The 17,211-nt window shown below is 64.3% G+C and carries 18 protein-coding genes; 5 read left to right on the forward strand and 13 right to left on the reverse strand.

Going from position 1 to position 17,211, the window contains the following annotated elements; all coding sequences use genetic code 11:
* Both VJ307_09360 and VJ307_09365 read right to left on the reverse strand, forming a co-directional pair.
* The coding region (locus VJ307_09360; protein ID HJX74349.1) for a Sir2 family NAD-dependent protein deacetylase at positions 1 to 419 on the reverse strand (419 nt) is incomplete at its 3' end.
* 12 nt (positions 420 to 431) lie between these two features.
* Complete coding sequence (locus VJ307_09365) at positions 432 to 755, reverse strand: SCP2 sterol-binding domain-containing protein (protein HJX74350.1); 324 nt, start codon at positions 753 to 755, stop codon at positions 432 to 434.
* 143 nt (positions 756 to 898) lie between these two features.
* Here VJ307_09365 and coaE point away from each other — a divergent pair, with 143 nt between their 5' ends.
* A complete protein-coding gene (coaE, locus tag VJ307_09370) occupies positions 899 to 1,507 on the forward strand; it encodes a dephospho-CoA kinase (GenBank protein HJX74351.1) in 609 nt (202 codons plus the stop codon).
* A gap of 29 nt (positions 1,508 to 1,536) precedes the next feature.
* On the opposite strand, the gene ald is transcribed toward coaE, so the two are convergent.
* The 6 genes from ald to VJ307_09400 form a co-directional block, all read right to left on the reverse strand.
* Positions 1,537 to 2,649 carry an alanine dehydrogenase gene (gene ald / locus VJ307_09375; GenBank protein HJX74352.1) on the reverse strand — a complete coding sequence of 371 codons (1,113 nt, stop codon included), beginning with the start codon at positions 2,647 to 2,649 and terminating at the stop codon, positions 1,537 to 1,539.
* Positions 2,646 to 4,673, reverse strand: a complete 2,028-nt coding sequence (locus tag VJ307_09380; GenBank protein ID HJX74353.1) for an acetate--CoA ligase family protein — start codon at positions 4,671 to 4,673, stop codon at positions 2,646 to 2,648. Before VJ307_09380 ends, ald begins: the two co-directional genes overlap by 4 nt.
* Positions 4,674 to 4,905: 232 nt before the next feature.
* Positions 4,906 to 5,106 carry a cold-shock protein gene (locus VJ307_09385; protein HJX74354.1) on the reverse strand — a complete coding sequence of 67 codons (201 nt, stop codon included), beginning with the start codon at positions 5,104 to 5,106 and terminating at the stop codon, positions 4,906 to 4,908.
* Positions 5,107 to 5,195: 89 nt separating this feature from the next.
* Positions 5,196 to 5,336 carry a hypothetical protein gene (locus VJ307_09390; GenBank protein ID HJX74355.1) on the reverse strand — a complete coding sequence of 47 codons (141 nt, stop codon included), beginning with the start codon at positions 5,334 to 5,336 and terminating at the stop codon, positions 5,196 to 5,198.
* Between the two features lie 270 nt (positions 5,337 to 5,606).
* Complete coding sequence (locus VJ307_09395) at positions 5,607 to 5,759, reverse strand: hypothetical protein (protein ID HJX74356.1); 153 nt, start codon at positions 5,757 to 5,759, stop codon at positions 5,607 to 5,609.
* Positions 5,760 to 5,875: 116 nt separating this feature from the next.
* Positions 5,876 to 6,343, reverse strand: a complete 468-nt coding sequence (locus VJ307_09400) for an acyl-CoA thioesterase (protein HJX74357.1) — start codon at positions 6,341 to 6,343, stop codon at positions 5,876 to 5,878.
* 168 nt (positions 6,344 to 6,511) lie between these two features.
* Between VJ307_09400 and VJ307_09405 the strand changes: the two genes are divergently transcribed.
* Entirely contained in the window at positions 6,512 to 9,271 is a 2,760-nt protein-coding gene (locus tag VJ307_09405) for an enoyl-CoA hydratase-related protein (GenBank protein HJX74358.1), read from the forward strand.
* Positions 9,272 to 9,357: 86 nt separating this feature from the next.
* Here VJ307_09405 and VJ307_09410 read toward each other — a convergent pair whose 3' ends face one another.
* Complete coding sequence (locus tag VJ307_09410) at positions 9,358 to 9,714, reverse strand: aldehyde dehydrogenase family protein (GenBank protein HJX74359.1); 357 nt, start codon at positions 9,712 to 9,714, stop codon at positions 9,358 to 9,360.
* A gap of 111 nt (positions 9,715 to 9,825) precedes the next feature.
* On the opposite strand from VJ307_09410, the gene VJ307_09415 reads away from it, so the two are divergent.
* From VJ307_09415 to VJ307_09425, 3 genes are read left to right on the forward strand one after another with little or no spacing between them, the layout of a single operon-like run.
* Positions 9,826 to 11,157, forward strand: a complete 1,332-nt coding sequence (locus VJ307_09415) for a cytochrome ubiquinol oxidase subunit I (protein ID HJX74360.1) — start codon at positions 9,826 to 9,828, stop codon at positions 11,155 to 11,157.
* A 3-nt stretch (positions 11,158 to 11,160) separates the two neighbouring features.
* Positions 11,161 to 12,183: a cytochrome d ubiquinol oxidase subunit II gene (locus tag VJ307_09420; protein HJX74361.1), complete on the forward strand. Its 1,023-nt coding sequence runs from the start codon at positions 11,161 to 11,163 to the stop codon at positions 12,181 to 12,183.
* A complete protein-coding gene (locus VJ307_09425; GenBank protein HJX74362.1) occupies positions 12,180 to 12,983 on the forward strand; it encodes a protein-glutamate O-methyltransferase CheR in 804 nt (267 codons plus the stop codon). The genes VJ307_09420 and VJ307_09425 overlap by 4 nt, the downstream gene beginning before the upstream one ends.
* A gap of 366 nt (positions 12,984 to 13,349) precedes the next feature.
* On the opposite strand, the gene VJ307_09430 is transcribed toward VJ307_09425, so the two are convergent.
* The 4 genes from VJ307_09430 to VJ307_09445 are packed head-to-tail and all read right to left on the reverse strand — an operon-like array spanning position 13,350 to position 16,736.
* Positions 13,350 to 14,066, reverse strand: coding sequence for an ABC transporter ATP-binding protein (locus VJ307_09430; GenBank protein ID HJX74363.1), 717 nt, complete (start codon positions 14,064 to 14,066; stop codon positions 13,350 to 13,352).
* Positions 14,067 to 14,111: 45 nt separating this feature from the next.
* On the reverse strand, positions 14,112 to 14,882 hold the full coding sequence (locus tag VJ307_09435) for an ABC transporter ATP-binding protein (GenBank protein ID HJX74364.1): 771 nt from the start codon (positions 14,880 to 14,882) through the stop codon (positions 14,112 to 14,114).
* Positions 14,879 to 15,847 (reverse strand): branched-chain amino acid ABC transporter permease, encoded by a 969-nt coding sequence (locus VJ307_09440; GenBank protein HJX74365.1) that lies wholly within the window; start codon positions 15,845 to 15,847, stop codon positions 14,879 to 14,881. The genes VJ307_09435 and VJ307_09440 overlap by 4 nt, the downstream gene beginning before the upstream one ends.
* Before the next feature lie 4 nt (positions 15,848 to 15,851).
* Positions 15,852 to 16,736: a branched-chain amino acid ABC transporter permease gene (locus VJ307_09445; GenBank protein ID HJX74366.1), complete on the reverse strand. Its 885-nt coding sequence runs from the start codon at positions 16,734 to 16,736 to the stop codon at positions 15,852 to 15,854.
* Positions 16,737 to 17,211 lie beyond the last annotated feature (475 nt).

A 17,211-nucleotide genomic window follows, 5' to 3' on the forward strand; every position in this document is an offset into this window, starting at 1 on the left:
GAAGAATAGCGGTTCCAGCAGGAAAGACAGATCAGTTCCCCGGCGCTCCCGTGGAACTCGATCACCCTTTGGGACCCCGCCGCCTGGTGCAGACCGTCCACGTTCTGGGTGATGATCGACCGGAGGAGCCCCCTCTTTCCCATCTCCGCCAGCCCGAAATGGGCGGGGTTCGGGACGGCTCGGGAGAGAACCTCGACCATCTCGGAAAGCATCTCCCAGACCTTCTCCGGGTCGCGCAGGAAGGCGCCGATGGTCGCGTACTCCATCGGATCGTACTTCTCCCACATCCCCTGGGTGCCGCGAAACATGGGGATCCCGCTTTCCACCGAGATCCCCGCCCCGGTCAGCGCAACCGCGTTCCGGCGGGCCGCAAGCGTTTCCGCCGCCTCCCGGAAGATCTTTTCCCGCGGGTCGCCCACCTCCCTTTTTCGTCACACCTTGAGGAAGGAACCCAGTTTGAGAGCCAGCCCCATGTCCCCCGCCACCTTCAGTTTCCCGGTCATGAAGGCCATCTGGCTGTTCAGCTTCCCCCCGAGCATCTCGAGGAAATCGTTCTGGGCCATCGTCACGGTGCAGTTCGGAGTCGGCGCATCGCCCGCCGCCACGGAGGCCTTGCCGTCTTTCATCGCGACTTGGTAGCTTTCCTCCCCCACCTTGAACTGGTAGACGCTGTTCAAGCCGGCCAGTTTGGACGGATCCGAGTTCAGCTTGGACTCCAGCGATTCGAAAAAATCCTTCACGGTCATCTCGGCCATGGCGCCAGCCTCCTTTCCTTCGACGAAAATGAATAGCTATTCATTTATTTCGACGCTATCACCCCCTCCCGGGGGTTGTCAACGTCGGGAATTCCGGTACGGACCGGGAAAAGAAAACCTTCGTCGGTGGTATCATTTTCGGCATGCGCGTCTTCGGCCTCACGGGAGGAATCGGTTCCGGAAAAAGCACCGTGGCACGCCTCTTCCGGGAGGAGAGAATCCCCGTCGTGGATGCGGACAGGATCTCCCGGGAGGTCACCTTGCCGGGAAAACCCGCCCATACGGCAATCGTCCGGAACTTCGGGACGGGAATCCTGCTGCCCGACGGACGGATCGACCGGAAAAAGCTCGGTGCGATCGTCTTCGCGGATCCCGGGAAACGCGCCGAACTCGAAGCGATCACGCACCCTCGCATCATGGTGGGGATCCGGGAGGCGGTTTCCGCACTCGCCGCAACTGGACACGCGATCGCCATCGTCGAGGCAGCGCTCATCCACGAGAAGGGCCGGCAGGGGTTGTTCGAGGCGGTGATCGGCGTGGGATGCGACAGGGAAATGCAGGTGGAACGGCTCATGCGCCGGGACGGCATCCCGCGGCAGGAGGCCCTGAGGATCCTCTCCGCGCAAATGGACCCCGGGGAGAAGACCCGGGCCTCCGACTACGTGATCGACAACTCCGGCGACCTCGCGACGACCCGCGCCCGGGTCCGCGCGCTCGCGGAGATCCTCCGGGGACCGTCGGAAGCCGGCTGATACGTTGCGCGGACGGACCGGTTCTTCCGTCACAGCAGCGATTCGGGGGCGGTGTACTCCTTGCCGAACGCGCGAGCGACCCCCTCGCAGGTCACCCTGCCCCGGAACGTGTTGAGTCCCGCCCGCAAAGCGGCATCCTTCCGAAGGGCTTGCAAAACGCCGAACCGGGCGAACTTCCTCACGTACGGAAGCGTCGCCCTCGTCAATGCGATCGTGGAGGTCCGGGATACGGCCGCCGGCATGTTCGTCACGCAGTAATGGACCACGCCCTCCTCGATGTAGAAAGGGGCCGCATGCGTCGTCGGGCGGGACGTCTCCAGGGTGCCCCCCTGGTCGATGGAAATGTCCACCACGACCGCTCCCCGTTGCATGCGTCGAAGAAGGTCCCGGCGGATCAGGACGGGAGCCTTGTCCCCGGCGAGCAGCACGGTGGAGATCACGAGGTCCGCCCGGACCACGTTCCGTTCGATCGATCCGGGCGTGGAGAAAACCGTACGGACGCGGCCGCCTGTCTCCTCCCGGACCTTCGCAAGCTTTTCCCGGGAGATGTCGAGCACGGTCACGCGCGCCCCGATCCCCGCCGCCGTCCGCGCCGCGTTCCTTCCCGCGATGCCCGCCCCGATCACGCACACCGACGCCGGCCTTCCGCCCTTGACCGCCGGAAGGAGAACGCCTCTCCCCCCCGATGCCTTCTCGAGGCCCCGTGCGCCGACCTGGATTGCCAGGATCCCGGCCACCTCGCTCATCGGGCGAAGCAGGGTAAGCCGCCCCCCCTTCCGAACCGTTTCGTAACCGATCGCCGTCACCTTCCTGGCGAGCAGGACTTCGGTAAGCTCCGGTAAGGCGGCGAGGTGGAGGTAGGTGAACAGGGCCGTGCGTTCGGAGAGAAACCGGAATTCGCGGGGGAGAGGCTCTTTCACCTTGACGACGAGATCGACGCGCCAGGCGTCTGCGGCCTCCGGGACGATGGTCGCCCCCGCTCCGGCGAACGCCGAGTCCGGAAACCCGCTCCCCAGCCCCGCTCCTTTCTGGACGAACACTCTCGCGCCCGCGTCGCGCAGGGCCCTGACGCACCGCGGAGTCGTCGCGATCCGGTTCTCGCCTTCCTTGATCTCCCGCGGGATTCCGATGCGCAGCTTCATTTCTGTGTACCGGATACCACCACCCGGGAATCCGCAACGGTCAGACCCTTCTCGTGGACGATCACCGGGTTCAGGTCCATCTCCTCGATCCCGGGGTGGCGTGCCACAAGATCCGAAACCCGCAGGAGAAGGTCGCAAACGGCCTGCACGTCGGAGGGCTTTTTCCCCCGGATCCCTTCCAGGACGCGCGCGCCGCGGATCTCGGCGACCATTTCCGCGGCGTCTTTCCCGGTCAGCGGGACGATCCGGAACGACACGTCCTTCATCACCTCGACCATGATCCCGCCGAGGCCGAACATCACCGCATGCCCGAACTGGAGGTCCCTCGTCACGCCGATGATGATCTCCTGGCCGGGGGGCGCCATGGCGGCCACGAGCGCGCCGCCGTCCGTCGCCCCGATCCTCCCGGCGGCCTCCCGGATGCTCCGGTACGCCTCCCGGACCCCTTCCTCACCGGCGATATTCAGGATCACCCCCCCCACGTCGGATTTGTGCGTAACGTCGGGGGAGTTCATCTTCAGGACGACGGGAAAACCGATGAGCCGGGCCGCGTCGATCGCCTCCTGCTCGCTCGTAACCGCCCGCGCGTCGGTCACGGGGAAACCGTTTCCGGCGAGGAACGCCATCGATTCGGCGGGGGTCATCGCCCTTACGGGCCCCTGCGTCTTCCCCGGCGGCGCGGCTCCCGACCGCTCCGGCGCGAACGTTTTCCGGTCGAACCGCGCGTAGCAGGACAAGGCCTTGACCGCCCTCTCCGGCGTCGGGAAGACGGCGATCTTCTTCTCGTGCATCTTCCCCCGCTCCTCCCTTTCCACATCGGCCCCGCCCAGGTAGGCGACGAGATCGCATCTTCCGGGACGGACGACATCGGCGGCGCCTGCGATCGGATCGCCGAAGATCGTCATGACCACGTCGTAGTGCCCTTCCGCGGCGGACAGGACCTTCCGGTAGCGATCCGCGTCGGTGTCCCCCGTGAGATCGAGGGGGTTTCCCACGATGCAGTGGGCGGGGAGAATTTCCTTGAGCCTGCCGGCGAGGTCCGGCGGGAGGGCGGCGACGCGGAATCCCTCCTCCTCGGCCACGTCCGTCGCGATGATGGCCGACCCCCCCGAACTGGTGACGATCAGGGTCCTCGGCCCCGGCGGAGGCGGCAGGTACGCGAGCGCCTTGGAGAAGTCGTACAGCTCCTCGAGGGTGGACGCGCGGTGCACACCGTACTGGCGGAACACGGCGTCGTAGATCTCGTCCTTCCCCGCGAGGGACCGGGTGTGGGATTCGGCCGCCTTTCTCCCCCGCTCCGTCCGCCCCGCCTTGAAGATCACGACGGGCTTTCGGCACTTGCGCAGGGCCGCAAGAAATTTCCCCGCGTCCTTCACTCCCTCGATGTAGAGGGCGATGACCAACGTGTTCGGGTCGTCCGCGAAAAAGTCGATCAGGTCCGCCTCGTCGACGTCCGCCCGGTTGCCCATGCTCACGAACGCCGAGAAGCCGAGCCGGTCCTCGGACGCCCAGTCGGAAAACGCCGCGCCCACGGTCCCGCTCTGGGACACGATCGCGATCTCCCCCCGGCGCGTGATGAGCGGCCAGGAGGCGCACAGTCCATGGTACGGGTAGTTGACTCCCTGGCAGTTGGGGCCGATCAGGCGGATGCCGCAGCGGTGGGCGTTTCGGACCAGGTCGTCCTGGAGCGCGGCTCCTTCCTCCCCGGCCTCGGCGAATCCCCCCGTGATGACGATCGCGGAACGCACCTTTCTCTCCCCCAACTGGAGGATGGTGGCGGGCACGAGCTTCGCCGGGATGATGACGACCGCGAGATCCGTTCCCTCGGGAATCTCACCGGCCGACCGGACGGAAGATCGCCCCAGGATCACTTCCCCTTTCGGGTTCACGGGGAGGACATCCCCGGAGAATCCGGCTTCCAGGATGTTCCGGAAGATCTGGAACCCCATCTTTTCGGGGTTGGAAGACGCGCCGATCACGGCGATGCGTCCGGGTCGGAAAAGGGGCGTGAGGGAGGAGATCATCGGGGCACCTCTGCCTGTCGGCCCTTCCCCCTACCGGCGGAACGGGGACCCGTGGCAGGATGCGCAACCGTCGCGGGGGAAAGCGGGGCGGCCGGATTTTGGGGACAATCTAGCAAAGGGGACCCGGCGTGTCATCCCCTTTCGGATCCGTTCGGCCGATGAAAGGGAAAGAAAAAGCGCCGCCGGGAGGCTTCCCCGTGGCGCTTTCCCCTGTTCCCGTGTCCTGGCCCCGCTAGACTTTCCGGACGTTGGCCGCTTTCTTTCCTTTGGGTCCGGTGGTTACCTCGAACTCCACTTTCATCCCCTCGGTGAGGGAGCGGAAGCCGTCTCCCGCAATTTCGCTGAAATGGACGAAAATATCTTCCCCTTCATCCGGGGTGATGAAACCGTACCCTTTCGCATCGTTGAACCATTTCACCGTCCCTGTTGCCATTCCTCTCGTTCTCCTTTGCTTTTTTCTCCAAGATGGCGAACGATTCTACCATTTCCCGCGGCAGCATGCAATTTGGACAGCGATAGGATTTATCCGGCGGAGAGGGATGCCTCCGGGGTCCGCATCGCCTCGGCGCGCTCGAGGGCGGATTCGGAACCCAGATAGATGATGTCTCCCGGGGCCTGCGCAAAAAGTTTCTGGGCGAGTTTGGCGAGCCCGATCCGGTTCATGCTCCTTCGGCTTTTCCGGAACTCAAGTATCGTACCGACCCGAAGGATCTTGTCGGTCGATGGATCCATCCGATATACGGGAAAACCGCGCATGATGGTAAAGAAAACCTTGCAATTCCTGAGCCTTATTGGGATACGAAATTTCTGTGAGTCTTTCCGACAGGTTATTCTGTAATTATTTTTAGGGGTTCGCGGCCGTAGGAATCTTATTGCCCAATTTGGGTTACAGTTTTCCCTCCTTTTTTGATGCGGGAAAAAGTTTACCCAATTTCATCTTCGAAGGATCGACGAATTGTCATCCAGCGCTTTCCAGTGATCCCTCTCCTTCTTCCCGTTCCCTATCGAACGGAAAACAAAGACGATCATGGCCATCATCACCAGAAATCCGATGCCGAAGAACGCGTAGAACAGGACATCCATCATGGCGACCCCCTCGCCCCGCCTGGGGCCATGAATGTTCGTCCAAGGGTTTCCCGCCGCCGCATCGGGATGCAGGATCATTATACCCTAACCTTCCGCCACCCGGTAGGGGGGACACGCTAGGTCCGTTTTTTCCTGATCGCGACGCGCAACGCGGCCTCCGTGTTCCGTCGACGGTCTTCTTCTGTCTCCAAAAGGAGACGGGAGACCGGGGTCGGATTGCCGTCCATGTCAAGAGCAACCATCGTGAAATAGCACGAATTGGTGTGGGTCTTCTTCCCGGTCCGCAGGTCCTCGGCCTCGACCCGGACCCCCACCTCCATCGAGGTCCGCCCCACGTGATTGAGGGACGCACACAAGGTGATCAGATTCCCGACGTAGACCGGCGCGTGAAAATCGAACCGGTCCACCGAGGCGGTGACGCAAAGGCACCCGGAGTGCCGGATCGCGACCACCGCGGAAGCGGTGTCCGCAAGTTTCATGATGTTCCCCCCGTGAACGTTCCCCGCGATGTTGGCGTCCTGCGGGGTCATGACCTGGGCCAGCACCAATCGGGTTGCGGATACCGTCTTCCCCTCCCCGGTCATCGGCCTGCTCCTTTCCATAGAATTCGCCGGACTCGCTCTCCGGTCTTCAAAAGATGGATGAAAATGTACTATATTTTCTGAATCACGCAATTCATTTGGGAATCCAAAGGATACTCCTGTCCGGAGAAGGCATTCCGCCAACCCCGAAACGCACGCCACGGAGGCATCATGTCCGGATCCAATTCTGAAAACAGCCGATTGTGGCCCCTTTCCTCTCCCCCGACCCTGGGCACCCCCCTTCCCGAAACGATGCACGCGCTGCTGATTCACCGGGACCGGTACGGCCCGCCTTCCGAAGTCCTCCGGATGGAACAGGTCCCGATCCCCCGTCTTCATGACCGCGACGCGAAACGCGTGCTCGTGGCGATCCTGGCCACGGGTCCGAACTTCAACACCAACTTCGCTTCGCTGGGACTTCCGGTGCCGGTGTTCGGAAAGGGGGACACCGCGACCGTTCACATCCCGGGAAGCGACGCGCTGGGGTTGGTCGTCGACGCCGGGGCGGCGATCACGCGGGTCAAGGTCGGCCAGGCGGTCATCCTCGATTCGTGGACCGGGAACAATATCCGCGGCTACGAAACGCACGACGGGTTCAACGCCCAGTTCGCGATCGTCGACGAGGAGAGGGCGATCCCTCTCGCGCCCCCCCTGCGCGCTCACACGCCGGAACGACTGGCCGCCATGCTCCTTACGTACGGAACGGCGTACCGGGCCGTCGTGGAAAGACTCCGGGTGTCTCCCGGAGACTCCGTCCTTCTTATGGGGGGAGGAAAGGGAACGAGCTTCGCGGGGGCGCAGATCGCCAAAAGGCTCGGGGCCAGGGTGATTCTTATGGGGTCGAACCCCGAACTCGCCCGGTCGCTCATCGAACGCGGAATCGCGGACTCCTTCGTGGACCGGCGCGCCATTCCGCCCCAGGTCTTCGGACCCGTCCCCCACGGCGCCCGCCACGAAGAGTGGCATGCCAGGACGGAACCGTTCCGTCAAGCGGTTTTGGCCGCCAACGGGGGGCGACCGGTCGACAAGATATTCGAGCACACCGGCGCGTTCAACTTTCCCCTGCTCGTCTCCGTCCTTTCGGAAAAAGGCTCGCTCGCTTTCTTCGGAGGTACGGGGAAGGGACTCAAAGGGGAGTACCAGGAGACGTTCTTCTACGACGGGAGGAGGTTCGTCCTCGACGCGCGCTGGGTCTGGATGCGCCAGAAGCAGATCCTTTTCCGGAAAGGGACCCCCGACGCGATCCTGTCGGAAATCGGCCTTCTCCCCGGCCGCAGGGGCCTCATCTGGGGCGCCGACGCCTACTCCCGCGCATTTGCCCGGGCCGCGCTGGCGAGAGGTGCGGAACTCGCCTTCGTCGTCTCCCGGTCGGCCGAAAAAAAGGGAATCGCGTCGCTGCGGCGGATGGGGATCCCCCTTTCCCGCGTGATCGACCGGGACGGCCTGCGCCTGCCGGAGGAGATGCCCGATCCGCTCACGCCCGACGGAAAGCCGAACCCCGAATACGCCTCGACATTCATGCGCAATGCCCAGGCCCTCGGCAAGGCGTACTGGGGGATCTTCGGCCCACGGCAAAGCCCCGACTTCATCGTGGAGCGCCCGGATCAGAGCACCCTCCACTTCAGCACCTTCATCCTGCGCGACTATGACGAGCGGAACGCGATGCCCTGCGGGTACGTCGTCCTGCGGGGGAAGACGAACCTGTCCATTTTCGGCTCCCACATGTACCGGTCGGACCAGGCGGGGGAAGTGGCGCGGCTTCTCGCCGAGGGGAAGATCGTCATGGAGCAGGAGGACCTGGAGATCACCACCCTTCCCGGCCTGGCCGGCATCCAGCAGAAAATGCTGGACGGCACCATGGAAAAGCCGAAAGGCGTCGCGCTCGTCCAGGCGGACCGGCCCGGACGGGCGATCCGGGAGTATGAGGACGCGTTCCTCGGCGAGAGGATAAGGGCCGCCGACCAAAAAGAAAAACGGTTCCTCGACATCCGGCTCCTGGGCGATGTGGCGGTCATGACCCTCACCCGGCCGGAGGCGCTGAACGCCCTCAACGAGGATCTGTTATCCCAGCTGGCCTCGGCCGTGCGGGAGCTTGGTACCCTCGGCACGCTCGAGGGAAGGCAGGTGCGTGCCCTCGTGCTGACGGGGGCGGGAAGAGCGTTCGTCGCGGGAGCGGACGTGAAGGAGTTCCACGGCAAGCCCGCCGGGGCGATCGGTGCTCTTGCCGCGAAGAACATTTCCGTCTTCACGGAGCTCGAGAACCTCTCCCTTCCCGTGATCGCCGTCGTCGACGGGTTCGCCTTGGGGGGCGGAAACGAGCTGGCGATGAGCGCCCATTACCGGATCGTGACGGAAAACGCGAGCCTGGGGCAGCCCGAGGTCAAGCTGGGGATCATCCCCGGCTACGGCGGCATGCAGCGTCTGCCTCGCCTCGTGGGGCCGGCGAAAGCGGCGCAGATGAGCGCCAACGGCGAACCGGTGGACGGGTACGCGGCCGTGGAGATGGGGCTGGCCGACGAATTCGTTCCGTCCGCAACCGCCCTCTCCGTCGCCGTCCGGAGGGCGCGCGGTTTCCTCCCGGGGGGGAAAAGCATCCCGCGAAAGGACTGGGACGCCATCGCCGCGGGGCAAAAGGAGGCGTTCGACCGCTTTTTCGGAAGACGGGACATCCGCGCGATCCTGGCCTCTCCGGCCCCCGGACCGGAGGAGGCGAAGGAGATCCGTGCCGCAAGAAAAGCGGCGGCGAAAGGGGCTTTGCTCGCCATGAAGTACGGATACGAAAACGGGTTTTCCTCCGGGCTTGCGAACGACGCGCGTGCGTTCGGGGAAATCACCGCCTCCCCCGCGGGGCAGGAGTGGGTAGGCCGCTTCCTCAACAAGGACCCCCTGCAGTCATCCTTTCTCGAACTGGTTCCGCTGGAGGAGAAGTGACATGGAAAAAACGCCGGCACCCCTATCCAGGAAGGCGCCCGGAGACCGTCGGCTCTCGTTCGATAAGACCGGCAGGGTCGCCTTCTTCATAAGGCGAATATGCTCCGAGAGGAAGGGGGTGGATTTTCCTTCCTTCTTTCTTCCTCCCTCCGCCCTACTTCATGATCGGCATGACGAAATCGGCGCCCGCGCGAATCCCGGTCGGCCAGCGTGACGTGATCGTTTTCATTCAACAGCGAACGCTTCCAGCCGCCGAAGCTGTAAAACGCAAGCGGCACCGGGATCGGCACGTTGATCCCGACCATCCCCGCCTCCACCCGTCTGGCGAATTCGCGTGCGGTATCGCCGTCCCGGTGAAGATGGCGTTCCCGTTGACGAAATGACCGATGTTTTTCGGGGTTGTGGCTTCCAATTCGATACCTCCTCGTCTTGGAATCTGGCAAAAACTGTCGGATGTTTTCCTATAATCGCCTTGATTCCGGGTAAGGAACAAGGGGTTGCTATCTTTTTCCGTGGGGTTTTGAGGATACAATAACGATCGGGAGGATTCCCTGTTGACGGAGCTGCTCCTCGCCCGCGGCCAGATGGCGATGTTTTTCGCCTTCCACATCGTCTTCGCGGTGGCCGGCATGGGAATGCCCGTGCTGATGGTCGTCGCGGAGGCCGCATTCCGGAAAACCGGCAAACCCGTGTACCTCGAGCTCGCGAAACGTTGGGCGCGGGGAACCGGGGTGCTGTTCGCCGTCGGCGCGGTATCCGGTACGGTCCTCTCCTTAGAGATCGGCCTCCTCTGGCCCCGGTTCATGGAGTTCTCCGGAGGGATCATCGGGCTTCCCTTCGCCCTCGAGGGATTCGCCTTCTTCGCCGAGGCGATCTTCCTGGGGATCTATCTCTACGGCTGGGAGAAGGTCTCCCCCCGCCTCCACCTTCTTTCGGGCGTGGGCGTCGCCCTCGGAGGGATCCTCTCGGGAATCTTCGTGGTCACGGCGAACGCGTGGATGAACAGCCCCGCCGGGTTCACCCTGCTGGACGGCAGGCCGGTCGCCATCTTCCCGTTCGCCGCGATGTTCAACCCCGCGTGGAAGACGGAGACGCTTCACATGACCCTTGCCGCCTTCGCCGCTTCCGGGTTCGCGGTCGCGGGAATCCACGCCTTCATGCTGATGCGGAAAAGGGACAACCTGTTCCACCGACGGGCGCTCGCCATCGCCCTGTGGGTGGGAGGAACGGCGGCGATCCTTCAGCCTGTGAGCGGGGATTTCAGCGCGAGGTTTGTCGCCCGCAACCAGCCCGCGAAGCTCGCCGCCCTGGAGGGGCAGTTCCGGACCGAGCGGGGTGCGCCGATCCGGATCGGGGGGATTCCGGATGTCGACGCCATGGAGACAAGATATGCGATCGAGATTCCGCGGGGCTTGAGCTTCCTGGCCTTTCACGATCCCGACGCGGAGGTGAAGGGGCTTTCGGCGTTTCCCCGCGACGAGTGGCCGAACCCGTTGCCGGTCCACCTGGCCTTCCAGTTCATGGTTGCGTCCGGATCGGTCATGACCGCCCTGGCATTGGCGGCGGCCCTTTTCGCCTGGAGGAAACGGGAATGGCTCTACCACCGCCGGTTCCTCGGTGCCGTGGCGGCGTGCGGACCACTCGGAATCCTCTCCGTGGAGGCGGGTTGGATCGTAACCGAGCTCGGCCGGCAGCCGTGGGCCGTCCATCGCGTGATGCGGACGGCGGACGCCGTCACTACGGTCGGCGGACTTGCGATCCCGTTCGTCTTCTTCTCCCTGATCTACCTCGCCCTCGGGGTCTCCGCGGCCATCCTCCTCAGGCGGGAGGTATCGGCAAGCCCTGCCTTCCCTCTGGACGAGGAGAGCGGCAGAGGAGCCCGGTAGCCGATGCCGTCCCTTCCTTCCTTGCTGGCGGGGAGCATGCTCGGCGCCCTGTTGCTCTATGCCCTGACGGCCGGCGCCGATTTCGGGGGGGGCGTGTGGGACCTTCTCGCCCGGGGGCCGCGGGCAGATGCGCAGAGGCGTCTGATCGCCCGCGCCATCGGGCCCGTGTGGGAGACGAACCACATCTGGCTCATCGTCGCGGTCGTGGTTCTCTTCACCGGGTTTCCGCCGGCGTTCGCCGTGATCTGCACCGCGCTGTTCATTCCCCTGACCATCCTTCTCGCCGGGATCGTCCTGCGGGGAGCGGCCTTTGCGTTCCACGCATACCATCTCCACGAAGAACGGGGTGCGGGACGGTGGGGGACCCTTTTCGCGGGGGCCAGCCTCGTCACTCCAATCCTCCTGGGGGTGACGATCGGCGCGATCTCCTCCGGCAGGATCCCCGCGGAAACGCTCGCCTTCACCGGGGACACGTCGAGCTGGCTCGCCCCCTTTCCCCTCGCGGTGGGAGCCCTTACCCTTTCCGTGTTTTCCTACCTGGCGGCCGTCTACCTGATCCTGGAAACGGAGGACCCCGACCTGCGTGCCGATTTCCGAATCCGTGCCCTCTGGTCGGCAGCGATTGTCGCCCTGCTGTCCGTTTTCGTCCCGGTGATCGCGAAGACGGGAGCTCCGGACTTCTCCCGGGCATTGATCGGGAGCGACTGGTCCGTGAGCATCGTCATGTTCAACGCCACCGCCGCATTGGGAGCTTACGTCTCCCTATATCTTTGCGCCTTCCGGACGGCCCGCATCTGCGCGGCCGTTCAGGTGGTCCTGATCCTTGCCGGCTGGGGGCTTGCCCAGTTCCCGTATCTCGTCCGGCCGGCGATCACCTTCGAGTCGGCCGCAACGGCCCCGTCCACCATGCGCCTCCTCCTGGTTTCCCTCGCTGCGGGAGCGGTCTTCCTGTTCCCGGCCATCTACCTCCTGATGCGAATCTTCAAGAAGGAGGTCCTGTACGGCCGGCCCGGTCGGAAACCGTGACGGATTTCGAAACGTTTCTCGCCGAGGCCCTTCCCTTTTTCGGACTCTCCCCCTCGGCCTTGCTCAGACGGAACATCCGCCGCCGTGTCATGAAGCGAATGGAGTCGCAAGGGATCCACGACTTCCGGGCCTATCTCTCTCTTCTGCGCCGCGACCTCTCGGAACGGGAGGCGCTCCGACCCCTCCTGACCGTGACGATTTCCCGGTTCTTCCGGAACCGCCGGGTGTTCGAGACCCTGTCCCGCCAGGTACTCCCCCCCCTCGCCGCGAAGGGGCAGCCGGTTCGCGCCTGGAGCGCGGGGTGCGCCTCGGGGGAGGAGGCGTTCACCCTGCGGATCCTGTGGGAGGAACTTCCGGGTCCGAAGCCTTCCCTTTTCCTCCTCGCGACGGATGTGGATGAGAGCTGTCTACCGCGGGCCCGGGAGGGACGTTACCCGGAAAGCAGCCTCCGCGAAGTTCCCCGGTCGACGGCGGAACGGTATTTCCGAAGGGATGAAGGAGAGTACCGGTTGCGGGAGGTCGTGGTACGTTCCGTGGAGTTCCGAAGGCACGATCTCCTGCGGAACTCCTTGCCCGGAAATTTCGATCTCGTCCTGTGCCGCAACACGGCATTCACCTATTTCGACGCCCCGCGCCGGATCACGGTCGTCGAGGCGATCGCATCGGTCCTGCCCCCGGGGGGGATCCTCGTCATCGGGAGGACGGAGAAACTCCCCAGGCAGGCCGCAGATTGGTTCGCCACGGCCTTCCCCCGGGACAACATCCACCGGCGGGTACCCTTTCCCCGGAGTGGGCGTTAGGGCGGCGTCTCGTAATCACGGTCGCGTATCGGGTTGATCTCCTCCCGGCGCCAGAGGCGCAGCGGGGCGGTTGACCGCCCCCGAAACGGGGGGTTCGCGGCGGAGCAACCGGCGGACGGGGACTCTAGGCGAGGCGGGGGGTTCCACGAGGCGGCCTGTGGAGCGAGGTTGCCGGTCCGGCGAGCGGAACGGCAGCGAGCGGGCGAAGGTCGCGAGCGTAGCCGAGGGGAATCCCCCGCGAGCCAGAGTCCCCGGTCGTTCGGTTCCACGTAACCGGCGAATACCCGAGGCGCACGCCGTAGGGGAGAAAGAGTTCTTAGGAACGTCCCTGTTCTTGGGACCGGGAGGAACGCAGACGGGCCTTCCTTATTCGATAACGTCGCCGAGATAGGCGGCGCGGACCTTCGGGTCAGTCCGAAGCGTCGAGGCAGTCCCCTGCAGCGTGATCCGGCCCGTTTCCAGGACGTACGCCCGGTGGGCCACGGAGAGCGCCATGAAGGCGTTCTGCTCGACGAGGAGGATGGTCGTCCCGGCCTCGTTGATCTCCCGGATCATCCGGAATATCTCCCGAACCAGAAGGGGGGAAAGCCCCATCGACGGCTCGTCCAGCAGGACAAGGGCGGGCCTTGCGACCATCGCCCGCCCGATGGCGAGCATCTGCTGCTCCCCCCCCGAGAGAGTCCCGGCCGGCTGGGAAGCCCGCTCCTTCAACCGGGGGAAGAGGGCGAACACCTCCCCGATCCCTTTTTCCACTTCCTGCCGAAGGTCCCGGATATACGCGCCCATCTCCAGGTTCTCCCGGACGGACATGTTGGCGAAGATCCCTCTACCTTCCGGCACGAGAGAAACCCCCATCCGGACGATCGTGTGCGAGGGGATCCCGATCAGGTCCCCCCCCGCCAGGAGAATCTTTCCCGATCGGGGCGTGAGAATCCCGGCGATGGCTTTCAGTATGGTGCTCTTCCCTGCGCCGTTCGCTCCGATCAGGGAGACGATCTCCCCCCTTCCGACAGAGAAGGAGATCTCGTGCAAAGCCTTTATGTTGCCATGGTATACGCTTAGATTTTCAATAGTTAGCAACATTATTCCATCCGTTGTATTATTCCTTGCATTTTCCTGGATCCCGCCTCACTCGAATGGGACGTCCTCCCCGAGGTATGCTTCGATCACCCTGCTGTCCCCGCGGATCTCGGAGGGAACCCCCCGGGCGATTACCTGCCCGAAGTCCATCACCGTCAGCCGTTGGCATATCCCCATGACCAGCCGCATCTGATGCTCGATCAAAAGGATGGTAAGCCGGAACCGATCGTGGATCTCGAGCAGAAAATCCATCAGCATTCTCACCTCGTACGGGTTCATCCCGGCAGCGGGTTCGTCGAGCAGGAGGAGCCGGGGTTCCGAGGCCAGCGCCCTCGCGATCTCCAGTTTCCTCTGGTCCCCGTAAGGCAGGTTCCCCGCGATCTCGTATTTCCTTTTTTTAAGCAGGAAGATAGATAGGATATACTCAACTTTTGCCTGAAGCTCCTTCTCCCCCTTGTAAAACCGCTCGGTCCGGCAAAGAGCCGAAAGAGGGCCGTACTCCCGATGGGAGTGGTGGGCGATCCTCACATTGTCCAGGACGGTCAGGTTCCGGAAAAGCCGGATGTTCTGGAAAGTGCGGGCGATACCGAGACGGTTGATCCGGTGCGGGGGAAGTCCCAAGAGGCTCTTCCCGTCCAGCGTGACGGACCCTCCGTCGGGACGGTAGATCCCCGTCACCAGGTTGAACACCGTGGTCTTCCCCGATCCGTTCGGTCCGATGAGCCCCGCAAGCTCTCCTTCGGCAATCGAAAGGTCCACCCCGTCCACCGCCCGGATTCCGCCAAAGTGCTTGGTGAGACCGGAAATTGCGAGGATCATCGGTCCAGCCTCCCCCGGAGAAACGGGAACTCGCGGGAACCGAAGAGGCCTTGCGGCCGCAGCAGCATCGTCACGATCAACAGGACCGGGATCAGCACCCACCGAAGCTCTACGTACCCGGGGGGAAGGACCACCCGCAGCCCCTCCAGCAGGAAGACCCAGCCGAACGAGGCGGCCACCGTCCCGCTCATGTTCCCCAGGCCCCCGAGGACGACGATGACCAGGATGTCGATCGACTTGAAAAAATCGAAATTGCTCGGGTGAAGGAAGGTGTACAGGTGGGCATAGAGCCCCCCCGCCACCCCGGCGAAGGCGCACCCCGTCACGAAGCCGGCCATTTTATACCGGAACGTGTCGATCCCCATCATCTCGGCCGCGATCTCGTCCTCCCGGATCGAGAGAATCGCCCTCCCGTAGCTGGAGTGGATCATGTTCCGCACCGCCAAGAGGGATGCGAGAAGGAAAAAGACGACCCAGGGAACGGTCGTCATCTTCGCGATACCGGTCATCCCCCGGGCGCCCCCCAGATCGGGGAGGAAACTATCGGCATTGTCGAAGATCACCTTCATGATGATACCGAACCCGAGCGTCGCGATGCCCAGGTAGTCCGAGGTGAGTCGGAGCGTGGGCAGCCCGATCAGCAAGGCGACGACGGCGGCGGCTCCCCCGCCCGCCAGCAGAGCGACGAGAAAGGCGGCCTGAGACTGCCCCCCGTACGTCTTCATGAGGTAGGCGGCCACGTACGCCCCGATCCCGTAGAACGCCGCGTGGCCGAGGGAGAAGAGACCGGTGTACCCGTAGATGATGTTCAGGCCCTGGGCCGATATCGCCACCACGCAGGCCAGCTCGAAGATCCGGACCCAGTAGGGGTTGGCGATCCCCGTCGCGGCAAGGAGAAAGACGCCGCCCGAAAGGAGCGCATACGCGGCGAGGATCTTGATCAGGTTCCGAAGGGATCCCGGCAAGGCGTCACACCTTTTCGGCCCGGGACGTCCCGAGGATTCCCGTCGGTTTCCACAGGAGCACCAGGATGAGGATCACGAACGCGATCCCGTCCCGGTACGTGGAGGACAGATAGGCCGACACCATCGTCTCGGACTGCCCCATGATGAGCGCCCCCAGCACCGCCCCGGGGATGTTGCCGATCCCGCCCAGTACCGCCGCGGTGAAAGCCTTGAGCCCCGGCATGAGTCCCATGAAGGTGTTCACCTGGGGGTAGGCGATGCCGTACAGCACCCCCCCCACACCGGCCAATGCCGCCCCGAGCCCGAAGGTGAAGGAGATCACCCTGTTGACATTCACCCCCATGAGACCCGCGGTGACGTAGTCGTACGAAACGGCCCGCATCCCCCTGCCCAGCTTCGTCCGGAAAACGATGTACTGGAGCAGCGCCAGGCAGAGCACGGTGACGGCGAAGATGACCGCCTGGATGTTGGTCACCAGGATCCCCCCGAATTCCCACACGGCCAAGGGAAAGGGGCGGGGGAAGGAGTAGAAGTTCGGTCCGAAGACCTGCCGGAGACTCGTGAAGTATTCCAGGAACAGCGACACCCCGATCGCGGTGATCAGGGACGCGATCTTGGGGGCGTGGCGCAGCGGCCGGTACGCCAGCAGTTCGATCAGCACCCCGAGGACCGTGCACCCGGCGACCGCGGCCAGGAACACCATCGCCAGCGGGAGGTGGTGTCGCTCGATGGCGTAGAGACCGATGAAGGCCCCGACCATGAAGACGTCGCCGTGGGCGAAATTGATCAGCCGCACGATCCCGTAGACCATGGTGTAGCCGAGGGCGATCAGCGCGTACACGAACCCGAGCTGCAGACCGTTGATGACCTGCTGGACGAAATATTCCATAGGGAGAATCCAGTGTAGTGTCTCGTCATCACATTGACAATCGAGTCCGCCTCCGCGCACAGGGCGCTGCGGGGGGTTCCTCGACGCGGCGGGGATACTCCTGATTCATCTCCGGGATGCGGGAGAGGAGTGTCCCCCCGAAGGGAGAAATTGCGTCGAGCGGAACCGGCAGCGAGCGGGCGCAAGGTCGCGAGCGTCTGCCAACGGGGAGCCCCGGCCTGCAGAGATCCGTTGCTGAAGAGGCCGTGCACCGAGAGGGTCGATGCGCCGCGCCCGGCGAGGCGCCCGACCGAGGCGTACCCGCCGCGGTACGGTGAGGGCGGGCAACGAAGCCGGAGCGAGGGGCCTGTCCCCGGAAGGGTCGGCAGCCGAGGCGAAGCGGATGCGCCGTCAGACCGCGAAGGACGACCGAGCACGGCGCAGGCGTACTCCCGGTACGCCGAGCCGGGCGCAGGGAGTCCGACAAAGGGCTGGC

Source organism: Candidatus Deferrimicrobiaceae bacterium, from assembly GCA_035256765.1.
Taxonomy (GTDB): Bacteria; Desulfobacterota; Deferrimicrobia; order Deferrimicrobiales; family Deferrimicrobiaceae; genus CSP1-8.